This is a genomic window from Streptomyces sp. NPDC020192 (genome assembly GCF_044388685.1).
GTDB lineage: Bacteria > Actinomycetota > Actinomycetes > Streptomycetales > Streptomycetaceae > Streptomyces.
On record NZ_JBIRXG010000015.1, the window covers coordinates 180,338 to 196,614 of the forward strand.

The following is a 16,277-nucleotide window of genomic DNA, read 5'->3' on the forward strand; positions in this document are numbered from 1 at the left end:
CGTCGGTGCCCCACAGCCTGGAGCGACTTCCGCCACCGGCTCACCCTCCTTCCAGGAGATGTGGCGAGAGCTGCTCCCCATCGGGCGGCACGCCGACTCCAAGGGGTACCGGCGTTACGCCTGGACCGGGGCCGATGTCGAGTGCCGGGCCTGGTTCAGGGAGCAGGCCGAGGGGCGCGGGCTGTCGTACGAGGTGGACCGGAACGGGAACCAGTGGGCCTGGCTCGGGGATCCGGCCGCCGGGGACGCCGTCGTCACCGGGTCGCATCTGGACTCGGTGCCGGACGGCGGGGCCTTCGACGGGCCCCTCGGGGTCGTGTCCTCCTTCGCCGCTCTCGATGAACTGCGCGGCAGGGGCGTGCGGTTCGGCAGGCCCCTGGCCATCGTCAACTTCGGTGACGAGGAAGGGGCCCGCTTCGGGCTCGCCTGTGTCGGGTCCCGGCTCACCGCCGGGCAGCTGACCGTCGAGCAGGCCCACAAGCTGACCGACGGGGAGGGCGTCACGCTCCCGCGGGCCATGGAGGCCGCCGGGTACGACCCCGAGGCCATCGGGGCCGACCCCGAGCGGCTGGCCCGGATCGGTGCCTTCGTGGAGCTGCACGTCGAGCAGGGCCGCGCGCTGGACCTGTCCGGCGACCGGGTCGGCATCGCCAGCGCCATCTGGCCGCACGGGCGCTGGCGGTTCGACTTCCGGGGCGAGGCGAACCACGCCGGCACCACCCGGCTGGTGGACCGGCGCGACCCGATGCTGTCGTACGCCGAGACCGTGCTCGCCGCCCGCCGTGAGGCACAACTCGCCGGTGCCGTCGCCACGTTCGGTAAGATCTCCGTCGAGCCCAACGGGGTCAACGCGATCCCCTCCCTCGTGCGCGGCTGGCTGGACTCCCGCGCCGCCGACCAGGACACCCTGGACACGGTGGTCGGCGGCATCGAGAAGGCCGCCCGGGAGTACGCGGACGCCCACGGCATCGACCTGGACGTCGTACGGGAGTCCTTCACCCCCGTCGTCGAGTTCGACCACGCCCTGCGCGACGAACTCGGCCGCATCCTGGGCAAGGACACCGGCCTGACCGTGCCCGTCCTCGGGACCGGGGCCGGACACGACGCCGGAATCCTCTCCGGGAGCATCCCGACCGCCATGCTGTTCGTACGCAACCCCACCGGTGTCTCGCACTCCCCGGCCGAGTTCGCCGCCGAGGACGACTGCCTGGCCGGGGTGCGCGCGCTCGCCGACGTACTGGAAGGGCTGGCCTGCAGGTGACCAAGGCGACCTACTGGTTGGAACACGCCTGGCTCGGCACCACCGTCGAGCCGGGCGTGGCCCTGGACGTGCGGGGCGGGCGGATCAGCGCCGTCCGCACCGGCGTCCCCACCCCGCCGCCCGGCGCCGAGGTGCTGCGCGGGCTCACCCTCCCGGGCCTGGCGAACGCCCACAGCCACGCCTTCCACCGGGCGCTGCGCGGCACGGTCCAGGTCGGCAGCGGCACCTTCTGGACCTGGCGCGAGGTGATGTACTCCGTCGCCGACCAGCTGACCCCGGAGACCTACCACGCCCTGGCCCGCGCGGTGTACGCCGAGATGGCCCTCGCCGGCATCACGGCCGTCGGCGAGTTCCACTACGTGCACCACGCGCCCGGCGGCACCCCCTACGCCGACCCCAACGCCATGGGCGAGGCGCTGATCGACGCGGCCGCCGAAGCCGGTATCCGCATCACCCTCCTCGACACCTGTTACCTGTCCTCCGCCATCTTGAACAAGCACAGTGGCGAGGCCCCCAACGCTCACCAGCTGCGGTTCTCCGATGGCAGCGCGGAGGCGTGGGCCGCACGCTGTGCAGTTCTCAAGGAGCGGGATCACGCGCGGATCGGGGCGGCGATTCACTCCGTACGGGCCGTGCCCGCCGGTCAGTTGGCGACCGTGGCGCAGTGGGCCGAGGAGCGGCGGGCCCCGCTGCATGTGCACCTGTCGGAGCAGACCGCCGAGAACGACGCCTGCCAGGCCGCCCACGGCTGCACGCCCACCCGGCTGCTCGCCGACCACGGTGTCCTAGGGCCGCGCACCACCGGGGTGCACAACACCCATCTCACCGACGAGGACATCGCCCTGCTCGGCGGCTCGGGCACCGGCACCTGCATGTGCCCGACGACCGAGCGGGACCTGGCCGACGGCATCGGTCCCGCCGTCGCCCTCCAGCAGCAGGGCTCCCCGCTCTCCCTGGGCTCCGACAGCCACGCCGTCATCGACCTGCTCGAAGAGGCGCGCGCGATGGAGCTGAACGAGCGGCTGCGCACCCGCACCCGGGGCCACTGGACGGCGAACGCCCTGCTGCGGGCCGCGACCGCCGACGGCCACGCCGCGCTCGGCTGGGACGAGGCCGGCACCCTCGAGGCGGGCGCCCTCGCCGACTTCACGACGATCGCCCTCGACTCGGTCAGGACAGCGGGCCCGCTGCCCCGGCTGGGCGCCGAGACGGCCGTATTCGCGGCGAGCGCGGCGGACGTACGGCATACGGTCGTGGGCGGCCGGCACGTCGTACGCGACGGGGCGCACACCCTCGTACCGGACGTGCCGCAAGCCCTCGCGCGGGCGGTCGAAGCCCTCCGCGCCTGACGACCACCCACAAGGACACCATGAGCAGCAGCACCGTCATCACCAACATCGCCACGCTGGTCACCAACGATCCCTCCCTCGGCGACGGCTCCCCTCTCGGTCTGATCCAGGACGCGGCCGTCGTCATCGACGGCGACCGTGTCGTATGGACCGGTGAGTCAAGCAAAGCACCCACCACTGACAATCGGGTCGACGCGGGCGGCCGGGCGGTGCTGCCGGGCTTCGTGGACTCGCACTCGCACCTGGTCTTCGCGGGCGACCGCACACAGGAGTTCAACGCCCGCATGTCCGGCCGCTCCTACACGGCGGGCGGCATCCGCACCACGGTCGCGGCCACCCGGGCGGCCACCGACGCGGAACTGGAGCGGAACCTCACCCACTACCTGGCCGAGGCCCTGCGCCAGGGCACCACCACCTTCGAGACGAAGTCGGGCTACGGCCTCACGGTCGAGGACGAGTCCCGCGCCCTGCGCATCGCCGCACGGCACACCGACGAGGTGACGTACCTCGGCGCGCACATCGTCTCCCCCGACTACGCCGACGACCCGGCGGCCTATGTCGCCCTGGTCACCGGCGAGATGCTGGACGCCTGCGCGCCGCACGCCCGCTGGATCGACGTGTTCTGCGAGAAGGGCGCCTTCGACGGCGACCAGGCGAGGGCGATCCTCACGGCGGGCAGGGCGAAGGGACTGCACCCCCGCATCCACGCCAACCAGCTCTCCTACGGCCCAGGCGTCCAGCTCGCCGTAGAACTCGACGCGGCCAGCGCCGACCACTGCACCCATCTCACGGACGCGGACGTGGACGCCCTCGCGCACAGCGACACGGTGGCCACGCTCCTCCCCGGCGCGGAATTCTCCACGCGCGCGGAATGGCCCGACGCCCGCCGGCTGCTGGACGCGGGCGTGACGGTCGCCCTGTCCACGGACTGCAACCCCGGCTCGTCCTTCACCTCTTCCGTCCCCTTCTGTATCGCCCTGGCCGTCCGCGACATGCGGATGACCCCCGACGAGGCGGTCTGGTCGGCCACGGCCGGCGGCGCCGCCGCCCTCCGCCGCACCGACATCGGCCACCTCACCCCGGGCGCCTACGCCGACCTGACCCTCCTCGACGCCCCCAGCCACGTCCACCTCGCCTACCGGCCGGGGGTACCGCTGGTGAGCGGGGTGTGGCGGCGGGGGGTGCGGGTGGTCTGACCAGAGTCCCCGGCGGCTCGACCGGCCACGGGGACACGCTGTCTGCGCGGCCGCGGCGGAGGGGCAGGTGCTGACCTCGACACCCGAGGCCTGTGACGGTACGGGTGTCTGGGCCGTGGACGTGGGCAAGCCCTGACGATTCGGCGGTCAGTTCGCTCCCGCCCGCCACCGCTGCTCCCGGCCGCTGTCCAGGGGCTCCAGGGACACGCCGTATCTGCCGGCCGGGGTCACCGCGGTCTCGATGGCGATGTTCGGGCGGATCGTGCCGTCGGGGTCGACGGTGAAGCGGAGGTTCTCGCCGTTGTCGCCGTAGACCGAGCCGCAGCCCCAGATGCCCACGCCCCGGTAGGTCGAGCCCCGGCTGTCCAGGCAGAAGGAGTCGTCGGCCGCCGAGCGGATGACGCCCAGGAAGGTGTCCACGCGCCAGCGCTGGGTCGGGGAGTCGGAGCAGGGGGCCGTGACGACGTCGTTGCCCTGTGACAGATCGCCGTCGCGGATGTCCAGGCAGCGGCCCGTGGCCACGTTCACCACCTGGGCGAAGGACGCTCCCGGGGGTGTCGGCGAGGGCGACGGCGACGGCGTGGGCGTGGTGGTGGGTCCGGGGCGGGGCGGCGCGGGGTGCGGTGGGCTCGGGCGGGGTGAAGTCCGGGTGGGAGTCGGGGAGTCGGGGGAGGGCGACGGAGTCGGGGTCACCGAGATCGTTGCCGTCACCGTCACCGGGGGTGGCGCCGGTGTCGCTGCCGTCGGTTCCTCGTGTCTCGTGTGGTCCGGGGCGAGGAGGAAGAGCAGGAGCGGGGTCAGGGCCACGCCCAGGGCCGCCGATGCCAGCAGGATGCGGCGGCTCGGTGGCCGGGTCGCAGGTGTGGCAGGGGGGTTGGGGGTGGGGGCCTCGGTGTGCAGGTACGCCGGGCCGTTCCACGGCAGCAGGCCCTCGGCCAGAGTCTGCCGGGGTGCGTCCCGCAGGGCGCGCAGGTCCTCGAACGCGGCCGTGCAGTGCGGGCAGTGCGCCATGTGGGCGTCCAGGTCGACGCTGTGGCGCGGGCCGTCCGGTCGTACCGCCTCCTCGATCAGCCGGCGGAAGTCGGCGCAGCGCGGGTCGTCGGAGGCGGCCAGGCGGTGGCGCAGGCAGGCCTGGGACAGGGCCGTGAGGGCCTGTGGGGTGCCGTACGCCACGTCGGTGCGGGTCAGGCCGAGGAAGGCGGCGGTGCGTTCCTGCGGCTCCTGCTCCAGCACGCCGTACCAGATCAGGCCCTGGGTGCGGGAGGGCAGGGAGCGGAACGCCGGGAGGAGGGGCGGGGTGGGGCCTTCGGGCCGACCCGACGTGTTCAGGACGAGGAGCAGGCCGGGGTCGACGCCCGCGGAGCGCTCGTCGCGGGCCCAGGACGTGGCCAGGGCGGCGGTCAGCAGCAGGAGGCGGTGGCGCAGCGGCACCGCCGGGTCGACACCGCGGGCCGTCTCGCGGGCAGCCGTGGTGAAGGTCTCGACGGCCAGCCGCCGGGCGGCGGACTCGCCGGCGGCGCACAGCCGGGCGTAGGCCAGGACTGCCGGGTGGTGCCGCCGGCGCAGCTCCTGGAGCGCCGGGTACGCCGTGAGGGTGGGGGAGCGGAGGAGTTCCGTGAGGCGGGAGTCCGGGGCGTCCTCGTGCACCCCGGCGACCTCATCCGCCTCGGCATCGCGTGTCCCGGCCTCGTCCGCTCCGGCTCCGTCCACGCCGTCCCCCTGAGCCATCGCCCAGCCCCCTCCTCTGACATACCAGCCGGTTTGGTGGGGGCCATGGTGGTGGAGGGGGACGCGCGGGAAAAGAGGTTTCCGCGGGTAACCAGATAACGGTTGGGGCCCGGCGTCGTGGGCGTCACTCCTCCAGCATCAGCCCCCTGCGCAAGCGCATCAGCGTCCGCGACAGCAACCGGGACACGTGCATCTGGGAGATGCCGAGTTCGTCGCCGATCTCCGACTGGGTCATGTTGGCCACGAACCGCAGGGAGAGGATCTTGCGGTCCCGGGGCGTGAGGTCGGCGATCAGCGGCTTGAGGGACTCCACGTACTCGATGCCCTCCAGCCCGTGGTCCTCGTACCCGATCCGGTCGGCCAGCGCGCCCTCGGTCTCGTCCTCCTCGGGCTGGGCGTCCAGCGAGGAGGCGGTGTAGGCGTTCGAGGCGGCCATGCCCTCGACGACCTCGTCCTCGCTCAGGCCGAGCCGCTCGGCCAGTTCCCCGACCGTGGGGGAGCGGTCCAGCTGCTGGGCCAGGTCGTCCCCGGCCTTGGCCAGGTCCAGCCGCAGTTCCTGCAGCCTGCGCGGTACCCGTACGGACCAGGACGTGTCGCGGAAGAACCGCTTGATCTCGCCGATGATCGTCGGCATCGCGAAGGTGGGGAACTCCACCCCGCGCGCGAGCTCGAAGCGGTCGATCGCCTTGATCAGGCCGATCGTGCCGACCTGGATGATGTCCTCCATCGGCTCGCTGCGGGAGCGGAAGCGCGAGGCGGAGAACTTGACGAGCGCGAGGTTCAGCTCGACGAGGGTGTTGCGGACGTACGAGTACTCGTACGTCCCTTCCTCCAGCGTCGCGAGGCGCTCGAAGAGGGTCTTGGACAGGGCCCGCGCGTCCACCGGGCCGATCTGGTCGTACGGGGGGATCTCCGGGAGTCCCTCGAAGGCGTCGAGGGGTTCGATGGCATGATCCAGCTGTTCCGGTGGGGGTGTCGACGTCGCGTTCTGGGTATGCGATGCGTCGAGCCGGGGTGACATGGGTGTCCTCCATCGTTCTCGGCATATGGCTGCCGAAGCCGGTGCGTGCACTGCGGTGTGCGGCGCCTCCAAAGCCGACGTGGGCCCGTCGTGGCCCGGGTGGGGTTTGTGTCCTTACTAGCCCTACCGGCTTTCCGTGACCGATCGCAAGTGCGTTCTGTGCAGGTATGTCAGATTATGTGAGGTTGTTCGGGTGTCGGAGTGTGCATGGAAGGCGTAATGTTCGAGGGCATCAGCAGCCACGACCTCGGGAGAGAGATCGGCATGGACCACGGGACGGTCGGCAGCGCACAGTCGGGCCGGCTTCTGGTGGAGGTGCGGGAAGAGGGCTCCAGCGCCGTCGTACAGCCGGCGGGTGAGCTCGATCACCACACCGCCGATCTGCTGCGCGAGCCCCTCGACGACCTTCTGGCCAAGGGCTTCTCGCGTCTCGTCGTGGACTGCACGCGCCTGGAGTTCTGCGACTCCACGGGTCTGAACGTCCTGCTCGGCGCCCGGCTGAAGGCGGAGGCCGCCGGTGGCGGGGTCCATCTGGCGGGGATGAGGCCGGTGGTGGCCCGGGTGTTCGAGATCACGGGGGCCGAGGCGGTCTTCACCGTGCACGACTCCGTGGCGGCGGCCCTGGCGCCCGGCGCCGACTGAGCCCGCCGCCCTCACTCTCCCGCCTCCCTTCCATCCCGTCCTTTCTGCCCTCCTCGCGTGCCGTACCGCCGGGGGTGCCCGCTTCCGGTATGCCGGGACCGGGGCCGAAATCCGGGGGTGTCCCGCCGGATCGGCAGGGGCAGGAGAGGGCTGGGGGAAGGCGGCAGGAGGCGCAGGAAGGGGCAGAAGACAGCAGGAGTAGGCAGGTGGAGACCGGTCGGTGCCGACCGGTGCCGGCCTTTGGAACGTGAACTGGTGGATCGGTGAGGTGAAGCGCTGATGAGCACCACCCGGCCTTGCTCGCCGGGCGACCGCGGCCCGGAGTCCAGCGGCGCTTCCGGGGCGTCCGAGGAGGATGCGCCGACCGCGGGCGTACCCACGGGAGCAGCCACGCCGGCCGTGTCCGCGGGGGCGGACGGTACGCAGGACACCGGCGGACGGCGAATGCGCAGGCTCCGTCTGGAAGGGGAGAGCGGGGTCGTCCCGCTCGCCCGCGACTTCACGCGCCAGGCGCTGTACGCATGGGGCTGGATGCCCGCCGCCACCGCCGACCAGCGGGCGGCCGCCGAGGACGTGCTGCTCGTCGTCTCCGAACTGGTCACCAACGCCTGCCTGCACGCCGAGGGCCCCGAGGAACTCGTCCTCGCCTGCGACGACAAGGTGATCCGGCTCGAGGTCTCCGACCGCGGCACCGGTCAGCCGGCCCCGCGCACCCCGCACCGCGCGGGCCGCCCCGGCGGACACGGCATGTTCATCGTGCAGCGGCTGTGCCTGGACTGGGGCGTCGTCCGGAGTCCGGGGCGGCCGGGCAAGACGGTGTGGGCGGAGCTCAGCGCTCCGCTGTAGGGGCCGGTTTCGAGCGCCGTAGGGCTCCCGTGGTGCGTCAGGCGCGCCCGTTCGGGGTGCCGCCATCGTCACAGATCCTCCGCGTACCTTGTCTTCCCTCCTTACGACCCCAGGCGTACCTTGACGGCCAAATCTGATGTTCCGTCAGGAATGGATGGGGTGGACCGACCGTGTCGTACCCGAAACGAACCGCCGCGCTCGCGTCCGCCGCCGCCCTGGCCGGCTCCGCGGTGCTGCTGGCGGCGCCGGCGGCCCATGCCGATGTCGTCGACGTCAACTACCGCTGTCAGACGCCGATCGGGGTCAAGAGCGCCGTCTCGCCCATCGACATCAAGGGCGTCAGGAGCGGCAGCGGCTACAAGATCACCATGTCCTGGCAGAAGGGCGTCTCCTCCAGCCCGGTCGAGCTGGGCAAGGGGGCGATGAGCCCGAGCGCCACCATCGCACTGGGCGGCGCGGACAGCGGCACGCTCCCGGTCAGCGGTCCCCCCAACGCGGCCGCGATCCCCGCCAACACCCCCATCAAGATCAGTGACCTGAGCGGGACGTACACACCGAAGAAGACCGGCAAGGTCACCTTCACGCCGGGCACGCTCATCATCAAGGCGCTCGGTACGACGACGACGTGCACGCCGGCCAACTCGCCCCAGCCGGCGCTGACCCTGGACGTGACGGCGGCCGGCGGTTCGACCTCGTCCTCCGGAGGTTCGTCGTCCTCGTCCGGCGGCACCTCCTCCGGGACGCTCCCGCAGACCGGCCCCGAGGACTCCGCGGTCGCCCTCGGCACGCTCGGCGCCACGGTGTTCCTCGCCGGCGCGGCGGGCACCCTGTGGCTGACCCGGCGTGGCCAGTCCGTACGCCGCTGACCCCTGGCCACCGCTGGAGCCGCCCATGCAGCCCATGCCGTCCGCCGTCCTGTGCCTGCTGTCCGCCGTGCTGTCCGTCGCCCTGGGCACCGCGCCCCGCGCCGCCGCGGCGGACACCGGCTGGTCCGTCGCGCCCGCGGGCGGCGGCCGGCCGTCCTTCTACGCCGAGGGCCCGCCCGGTACGGTCCTGCAGGACACGCTGGCCGTCACCAACTCCGGCCGCGCGCCGCTCGTCGTACGGCTGTCCGGCGCCACCGGCCTGCGGACCGTCTTCGCCGCACCCTCACTCCGCGTCCCCGCCCGCACCCGAGCCGAAGTGCCCTTCACGGTCACCGTGCCGGCCGGGGCCGCGCCCGGCGTCCGCTCCGGCGCCGTCGTCGTACGGGACGCCAAGGGGCGTACGGCGACCGTGCCGGTCCGGGTCCGCGTAGGCGGTCCGGCGCTGGCCGCGCTGACCGTCGAGCACCTCGCCGTACATGCCGACAGCATCACGTACGACCTGGTCAACCGCGGTACCACCGTCCTCGTACCGCGCCTCGCGGTGCGCGCGGACGGAGTGCTCGGCCGGGTCCTGGACCGCGCCCCGCGCACCCTCCCGGTCCAGCTGCGCCCCGGCGCGCGCGTGCGGCTCACCGAGCCCTGGCGCGACCGGCCCGCTCTGGACGCCGTCGACGTACGCCTGACGGTCACGGCATCCGGTGGAGCGCACGACACGGCGACCGCGTCGGCCCGGTTCGTGCCGTGGGTGTCGGTGGCGGAGGCGGGCGGCGCGGCGCTGGCGGCGGCGGGCGCGGTGCTCGCCGTACGCCGCCGACGGGGTCGTACCCCAGTCGACGCGCCCGCCGAACTCCCCTGTATCGGCGCCGAGTTGACGGAAGGCGCGGTGAAGTGAGCGGAAACGTGAGGCTTCTGCGGCTGTCCGTCTGCGCGACCGTGCTCGCGCTGCTCCTGCTCCCCCTCGCCCTCCCCGCGCCGGCGAACGCGGCGGACGGCCCCTCGGTGAAACTGTCCGCGGCCCAGGCCGGCACCGGCGGCTCGATCACCGTCAGCGGGACCGGCTGGCGGCCGCGCACGCTGCTGATGCTGCTGGTGTGTGGTCGGGCCACACCCTCCCGGGGTGTGATCGGCGGCACCAACTCCTGTGCCAACGGCGACGGCCGGGCCGTGACCACCGACGCCCAGGGCGGCTTCAGCAGGAAACTCCCGGTCGCCGAACCGCCCGTGCCCTGCCCCTGCGTGGTGCACGTGGCCACCGTCACCGGGGCCCAGGCGGAGGCGGACGCGGTCCTGGAAGTCGCCGGGCATCCGGTCGCCCCGCTGCCCGCCGAGCAGTCCGGCGGGCGCCTCGCGATCCTGTCCGACACCCGGCTGACCGGGTCGAGCGGGCTGCTGACCTGGTTCGGGGCGCCGCCGAGCCGCAGCCTGGCCTTCACGATCGGCAACGCCGGCACGAGCACGATCAAGGACCCGGTGTTCCAGGTCGGCTCCGCGCACGGCGTCTTCGCCCCGCAGTGGGACGACCGGCAGTGGCACGGCACCCTGGCGCCCGGCGGGAAGGCGCAGGTCGAGCTGCCTGTCGAGCTGTCGGCCGGGGCCCACGGGGACTACACCGTGTCCCTGAAGTACGACGGCAGGGTGCTCGCCGAGCAGCCGTGGGGCGTGGGCCGGCCCTGGGGCGTCACCCTGTTCTGGGTCCTGCTCTGCCTGGTGGTCCCGGCCGCACTGTTCCGCATCGGCATGGCCGCGGTGGACCGGGTCCGCCCGCGCCGCCCGGGTGGCGCCCACCGCACCCGCACTGTGCCCCGGCTGCCCCGCCCCCGCAGCCGCACCCCGGAACCGCCCCCCTCGACCCCGACCCTGCCGTGGTTCTCCCCGGACTCCGTCCCGGGCGACCCGGCCGGCCGGCTCTCCGCACCGCACACCGACAGCCCGACGAGTCCCACGACTCCCACCACGAAAGGACCGACGTGAGCATCCGAAGGAGAGGTACGGCCGCGGGCGCCGCGCTGGCGCTGAGCGGTGCGGGCGTCCTGCTGGGCCTCGCCGCGACCCCCGCGCAGGCGGCCGAGGTGTCGTACGCCACCCACTGTGTGCCGCCCGCGGGGATCAGCCCCGTCGACGGCACCACGAAGGTCGAGATCACCGCGCCGGCCACGGCGAAGGTCGGCGACACGGTGGACGTCGTGTGGAAGTTCGTCCAGGCCGCGTCCAAGAATCCGAACATCATCGACCTGCCCGCGAACTCGGTCCAGCCGTCCGGGGTGCTGAAGGCGGCCGGCGCGCAGACCGCCGACATCGCGGTGCAGGGGGCCCGGCAGAACCCGGCGATCCCCAAGGGCGGCGACATGGTGCTGTCCGACATGAAGGGCAGCCTGAAGCTGACGACGGCCGGCGAGGTGACGCTGACGCCGGACGCGTACACGGTCAACGCGATGTCGACCGACACCAAGTGCACACCGAAGGAGACCGTCCAGAAGGCGGCGACGATCCAGGTGACGGGCGGTGGCGGGACGCCCAGCACGCCTCCCACCCGGTCGACGACCCCGACGCAGTCGAGCACGCCCACCGCCACGTCCAGCGGCGGCAGTGGCCAGACCGACTTCACCGGCAAGGAGGTGCAGATCCCGTACGCCTGCAAGACCCCGATCGGCGACAAGAACGCGACCTCGCCGGTGCAGATCAACGCCAAGAAGAACGGCGGGAACTTCGATCTCACCGTGCAGTTCAAGAAGTCCGTGATGGACAGCCCCGCCGACATCCCGGCGAACTCCGTGAAGCCGTCCATGGAGGTGGTGCTGGGCGGCGCCGACAAGGGCACGGTGCATGTGGAGGGGCCGACCAACGCCCAGCCCATCAAGTCCGGCGACCCGATCACCATCCCGGACCTCACCGGCACCTACAAGCCCGGCGCGAGCGGCTCCTCGACGCTGTCCCCGGGCGTCCTGACGGTCAAGGCGCTCGGTACGACCACGACGTGCACGCCGACCAGGACCGAGGTCTCGCTCACCCTGGACACCAGCAAGCAGGAGGGCGGCGCGTCCGGTGGTACGTCGACGTCCGGAGGCACCTCGTCGACCGGCGGCGGCAGCACCGGCAGCGGCTCCGGCGGCCTCGCCGAGACCGGCGCGGGCGACCACGGCGCCCTGAAGGCCCTGGGCCTGGTGGCGGGCACGGCGATCCTGCTGGGCGGGGCCGTGTTCACGTTCCTGCCGGGACGTAGGACGCGCTGACGCGCCGCAACGCGAAGAGGGCCGCCGCACCCCAGGGATGCAGCGGCCCTCTCTCGGCCGATTCCGAACGACTAGTGCACGTCGCCCATCAGCTTGTTGACCTTCTTGCGGTACATCCACACCGCCAGACCGGCGACCACGGCGAGGACGGCCTCCAGGGCGACGAAGCCCTGCTTGTCGAGGTTGACGCCGCCGATGGCCGGGTTGGAGACCAGCGCGGTGACCGAGTCGCCCGCGGTGACCGCGAGGAACCAGACGCCCATCATCTGGGAGGCGTACTTCTTCGGCGCCATCTTCGTCGTCACGGACAGACCCACCGGAGACAGCGTCAGCTCACCGATGGTCTGCACGAAGTAGATCGCGACCAGCCACATCGCCGCGGCCTTGTGACCACCGTCGGCGATCGACAGCGGGGCGAGGAAGAGGAAGAAGGACGCGCCGATCAGCACCAGGCCGGAGGCGAACTTCACGATCGTGCTCGGCTCCTTGCCGCGCCGGTTCAGCCACAGCCAGGCCCAGGCGAAGACCGGAGCCAGCGCCATGATCATGACCGGGTTGACCGACTGGTACCAGGAGACCGGGAACGTCCAGCCGGCGATCGAGTTCTTGGCCGAGCTGTCCGCGAACAGCGACAGGGTCGAACCACCCTGGTCGTAGATCATCCAGAAGACGGCGGCGGCGACGAAGAACCAGACGTACGCCGACACCTTCGACTTCTCGGCCGTGTCCAGGTCCTTGTCCCGGCGGATGCGGGCGATGACCAGGATCGGCACGATCAGACCGACGAGGGTGAGCGGGATCAGCGCCCAGTTCAGGGTGAAGTGGCCGGTGCCGCCGACGACGCCGTAGAAGACCGCGGCGATGGCGAGCCAGATCAGGCCCTTGCGCAGGGTGGCGGACTTCTCCGCGGGGGTCAGCGGGGTCGGGACCTCGCTGCTCTTGGCGCTCAGGTGGCGGCCGCCGAGCAGGTACTGGGCCAGACCCAGCGCCATGCCGAGCGCGGCCAGCGCGAAGCCCAGGTGCCAGTTGACGTTCTCGCCGATGGTGCCGATGACCAGCGGGGCGGCGAAGGCGCCGAGGTTGATGCCGATGTAGAAGAGGGTGAAGCCACCGTCCCGGCGCGCGTCGTCCGGGCCCTTGTACAGGTGGCCGACCATCGTGGAGATGTTGGCCTTCAGCAGACCCGAGCCGATGGCGACCAGACCCAGGCCGACGAAGAAGCTCGCGGAGACGGGCAGGGCCAGGCACAGGTGGCCGAGCATGATGATGATGCCCGAGACGGCGACCGTCTTGCGGGGGCCGAGCACGCGGTCGGCGAACCAGCCGCCGGGCAGGGCGAGCAGGTACACGAGCGACACGTACACCGAGTAGATGGCGGTCGCCGTGCCCGCGCTCAGGTGGAGGCCACCCGGGGCCACCAGGTACAGCGGGAGCAGGGCCCTCATGCCGTAGTAGGAGAACCGCTCCCACATCTCGGTCATGAAGAGAGTGGCCAGGCCGCGGGGGTGGCCGAAGAAGGTCTTCTCGGAGCCGGGGGTGCCCGGACGGACCGAGTCCTTCGTCAGGCTGGACGCCATGGTCGTTCCTTGCTGGTCGGGACGCGATGTTGGAGCGCTGCGCGCCCGGTGGGGGTGCGGCCGGCACCGGCAGGGTCGGTCGTCCACCCCCACGCCCAGGGGGAGTCCGTCTCCGGATCACGGAAGCGGCGGACGGCGACCACCGGGATCCACGCCCCGACGCGACGATGCGTCCGGAGCCCGGCCAGAGGTCATTCCTTTCAAAGGCTGATCTTGATCAACCCGTACACAAAAGAGACCTTCAGCGTCAGATGACCGCCAAAGGTCCCCGGGTGTACTACAGGCGTTCACGTCACTGTACGGCAGGACACTGCCGGATATGGAAGGACTTGAGACGCGGATCACAGGTGTCGAGGGAACCGCGGGAGCGGAATCGAAGGTCTCCCCTACGATCGCATCCCCAGACCCATGGTTCGTACCAGAGGTGAACGAAGGTAAGAGCCCCTCGAAGCGATCACACCCCAGCAGGTCGCGCGGGCGGTCTACCATCACCTCTATGACCCGTGTACTGCTCGCCGAGGACGACGCGTCCATCTCGGAGCCGCTGGCCCGCGCCCTGCGCCGGGAAGGTTACGAGGTCGAGGTGCGCGAGGACGGACCCACCGCGCTCGACGCCGGAATGCAGGGCGGCGTCGATCTGGTCGTACTGGACCTGGGACTGCCCGGCATGGACGGTCTGGAGGTCGCCCGCCGACTGCGGGCCGACGGCCACACCGTGCCGATCCTCATCCTGACCGCGCGGGCCGACGAGGTGGACACCGTCGTCGGTCTGGACGCGGGCGCCGACGACTACGTCACCAAGCCCTTCCGGCTCGCCGAACTGCTCGCCCGGGTACGGGCCCTGCTGCGGCGCGGCGCCGCCGAACCCCAGCAGCCGCCGGCCACCCACGGCGTGCGGATCGACGTCGAGTCGCACCGCGCGTGGATGGGCGACGAGGAACTCCAGCTCACCGCCAAGGAGTTCGACCTGCTGCGGGTCCTGGTGCGGGACGCGGGCCGGGTCGTGACGCGCGACCAGCTGATGCGCGAGGTCTGGGACACCACGTGGTGGTCGTCCACCAAGACCCTCGACATGCACATCTCCTGGCTGCGCAAGAAGCTCGGCGACGACGCGGCGAACCCGCGCTACATCGCCACCGTACGAGGCGTGGGCTTCCGCTTCGAGAAGAGCTGAGCCCCTGCCCGGGGCCCTTCCCGGGGCCAGCGATCACCTCAGGTAACGGAACATGCGCCGACGTCTCATCCAGTCCACCCTCGCCGTCGTCCTCGTGGTGATCGCCGTCTTCGGCGTCTCCCTGGTGATCGTCGAGAGCCGGACGATCAGCAACAGCGCGCAGGAGCGGGTGGACTCCGAGGCGCTGCGGCTCGCCAGCATCGTGGACAGCCGGATCCTCGCCGCGGAGAACGTCAACGCGGACGCGTTGCGCAACCCGGTCAGCAAGGACCAGTACGCGGTCATCCGGCTGCCCGGACAGGCGCCGATCGAGATCGGCACCAAGCCGCAGGGTGATGTGATCCACGCCACACAGCAGGGCGAGGAGGGTGAGACGGTCACCGTGCAGGAGCCGCGCTCCGCGGTGACCCGCGAGGTCGGCCGGACCCTGCTGATCATCGGGCTGGTGGCGCTGCTCGCGGTGGTCGCCGCCGTCCTGCTCGCCATCCGGCAGGCCAACAAGCTCTCCAGCCCGCTGACCGACCTCGCCGAGACCGCCGAGCGCCTCGGCTCCGGCGACCCGCGCCCGCGGCACAAGCGGTACGGCGTCCCCGAGCTGGACCGGGTCGCCGATGTGCTGGACTCCTCCGCCGAGCGGATCGCGCGCATGCTGACGGCCGAGCGGCGCCTGGCCGCCGACGCCTCCCACCAGCTGCGCACCCCGCTCACCGCGCTGTCGATGCGCCTGGAGGAAATCACCCTCACGGATGACCCGGACATCGTGAAGGAAGAGGCGAACGTCGCGCTCACCCAGGTCGAGCGGCTCACGGACGTGGTCGAGCGGCTGCTGACGAACTCCCGCGACCCGCGCACCGGCTCGGCCGTCACCTTCGACCTGGACGAGGTCATCCAGCAGCAGCTCGCCGAGTGGCGGCCCGCCTACCGCAGCGCCGGCCGGGCCATCGTCAGCTCCGGCAAGCGGCATCTGCAGGCCGTCGGCACGCCGGGCGCGGTCGCGCAGGTGCTGGCCGCGCTGATCGAGAACTCACTCATGCACGGTGGCGGCACGGTCGCGCTGCGTACCCGGGTCACCGGCAACCAGGCCGTGGTCGAGGTCACCGACGAGGGCCCGGGTGTCCCGGCCGACCTCGGCGCGCGCATCTTCGAGCGCACGATCAGCGGCCGCAACTCCACGGGCATCGGCCTGGCCGTCGCCCGCGACCTCGCGGAGGCCGACGGCGGCCGCCTGGAACTCCTCCAGACAGCCCCTCCGGTCTTCGGCCTGTTCCTCTCCCGCACCCCGCCGGCCCGGAAGACGGACGAGGGCCGGCCGATGGTCCGCTGACCCCGGATACGGAACTGGCCGGATACAAGACTGGTGGGCCCCGTCGCCGGGACCCACCAGTTT

Annotated in this window: 14 protein-coding genes; 11 read left to right on the forward strand and 3 right to left on the reverse strand. The window is 72.1% G+C overall.

The features are described from left to right. Positions 1-58 precede the first annotated feature (58 nt). From ACH47Z_RS27745 to hutI, 3 genes are read left to right on the forward strand one after another with little or no spacing between them, the layout of a single operon-like run. On the forward strand, positions 59-1,261 hold the full coding sequence (locus tag ACH47Z_RS27745; protein ID WP_399078386.1) for an allantoate amidohydrolase: 1,203 nt from the start codon (positions 59-61) through the stop codon (positions 1,259-1,261). Then, positions 1,258-2,610: a formimidoylglutamate deiminase gene (locus ACH47Z_RS27750; protein WP_399078246.1), complete on the forward strand. Its 1,353-nt coding sequence runs from the start codon at positions 1,258-1,260 to the stop codon at positions 2,608-2,610. Before ACH47Z_RS27745 ends, ACH47Z_RS27750 begins: the two co-directional genes overlap by 4 nt. A gap of 20 nt (positions 2,611-2,630) precedes the next feature. Further along, positions 2,631-3,806, forward strand: coding sequence for an imidazolonepropionase (gene hutI, locus ACH47Z_RS27755; protein WP_399078248.1), 1,176 nt, complete (start codon positions 2,631-2,633; stop codon positions 3,804-3,806). A gap of 147 nt (positions 3,807-3,953) precedes the next feature. Here hutI and ACH47Z_RS27760 read toward each other — a convergent pair whose 3' ends face one another. Together ACH47Z_RS27760 and ACH47Z_RS27765 are read right to left on the reverse strand one after the other, a co-directional pair. After that, on the reverse strand, positions 3,954-5,534 hold the full coding sequence (locus ACH47Z_RS27760; protein WP_399078250.1) for a ricin-type beta-trefoil lectin domain protein: 1,581 nt from the start codon (positions 5,532-5,534) through the stop codon (positions 3,954-3,956). A gap of 124 nt (positions 5,535-5,658) precedes the next feature. After that, positions 5,659-6,555, reverse strand: a complete 897-nt coding sequence (locus ACH47Z_RS27765; protein WP_399078252.1) for an RNA polymerase sigma factor SigF — start codon at positions 6,553-6,555, stop codon at positions 5,659-5,661. A 264-nt stretch (positions 6,556-6,819) separates the two neighbouring features. Between ACH47Z_RS27765 and ACH47Z_RS27770 the strand changes: the two genes are divergently transcribed. The 6 genes from ACH47Z_RS27770 (at position 6,820) to ACH47Z_RS27795 (ending at position 12,139) form a co-directional block, all read left to right on the forward strand. Further along, complete coding sequence (locus tag ACH47Z_RS27770; protein ID WP_399078388.1) at positions 6,820-7,197, forward strand: STAS domain-containing protein; 378 nt, start codon at positions 6,820-6,822, stop codon at positions 7,195-7,197. 279 nt (positions 7,198-7,476) lie between these two features. Continuing rightward, a complete protein-coding gene (locus ACH47Z_RS27775; protein ID WP_399078255.1) occupies positions 7,477-8,043 on the forward strand; it encodes an ATP-binding protein in 567 nt (188 codons plus the stop codon). 170 nt (positions 8,044-8,213) lie between these two features. Beyond that, positions 8,214-8,909, forward strand: coding sequence for an LPXTG cell wall anchor domain-containing protein (locus tag ACH47Z_RS27780; protein ID WP_399078257.1), 696 nt, complete (start codon positions 8,214-8,216; stop codon positions 8,907-8,909). A gap of 34 nt (positions 8,910-8,943) precedes the next feature. Continuing rightward, on the forward strand, positions 8,944-9,801 hold the full coding sequence (locus tag ACH47Z_RS27785) for a hypothetical protein (protein ID WP_399078390.1): 858 nt from the start codon (positions 8,944-8,946) through the stop codon (positions 9,799-9,801). Continuing rightward, on the forward strand, positions 9,798-10,880 hold the full coding sequence (locus ACH47Z_RS27790; protein WP_399078259.1) for a hypothetical protein: 1,083 nt from the start codon (positions 9,798-9,800) through the stop codon (positions 10,878-10,880). The genes ACH47Z_RS27785 and ACH47Z_RS27790 overlap by 4 nt, the downstream gene beginning before the upstream one ends. Next, entirely contained in the window at positions 10,877-12,139 is a 1,263-nt protein-coding gene (locus ACH47Z_RS27795; protein WP_399078261.1) for a hypothetical protein, read from the forward strand. The genes ACH47Z_RS27790 and ACH47Z_RS27795 overlap by 4 nt, the downstream gene beginning before the upstream one ends. Positions 12,140-12,210: 71 nt before the next feature. On the opposite strand, the gene ACH47Z_RS27800 is transcribed toward ACH47Z_RS27795, so the two are convergent. Further along, on the reverse strand, positions 12,211-13,716 hold the full coding sequence (locus tag ACH47Z_RS27800; protein ID WP_399078263.1) for an oligopeptide:H+ symporter: 1,506 nt from the start codon (positions 13,714-13,716) through the stop codon (positions 12,211-12,213). Positions 13,717-14,212: 496 nt separating this feature from the next. Between ACH47Z_RS27800 and ACH47Z_RS27805 the strand changes: the two genes are divergently transcribed. Both ACH47Z_RS27805 and ACH47Z_RS27810 read left to right on the forward strand, forming a co-directional pair. Then, a complete protein-coding gene (locus ACH47Z_RS27805; protein WP_020940464.1) occupies positions 14,213-14,890 on the forward strand; it encodes a response regulator transcription factor in 678 nt (225 codons plus the stop codon). Positions 14,891-14,942: 52 nt separating this feature from the next. Beyond that, positions 14,943-16,214: an ATP-binding protein gene (locus tag ACH47Z_RS27810; RefSeq protein ID WP_399078265.1), complete on the forward strand. Its 1,272-nt coding sequence runs from the start codon at positions 14,943-14,945 to the stop codon at positions 16,212-16,214. Positions 16,215-16,277: the final 63 nt, after the last annotated feature.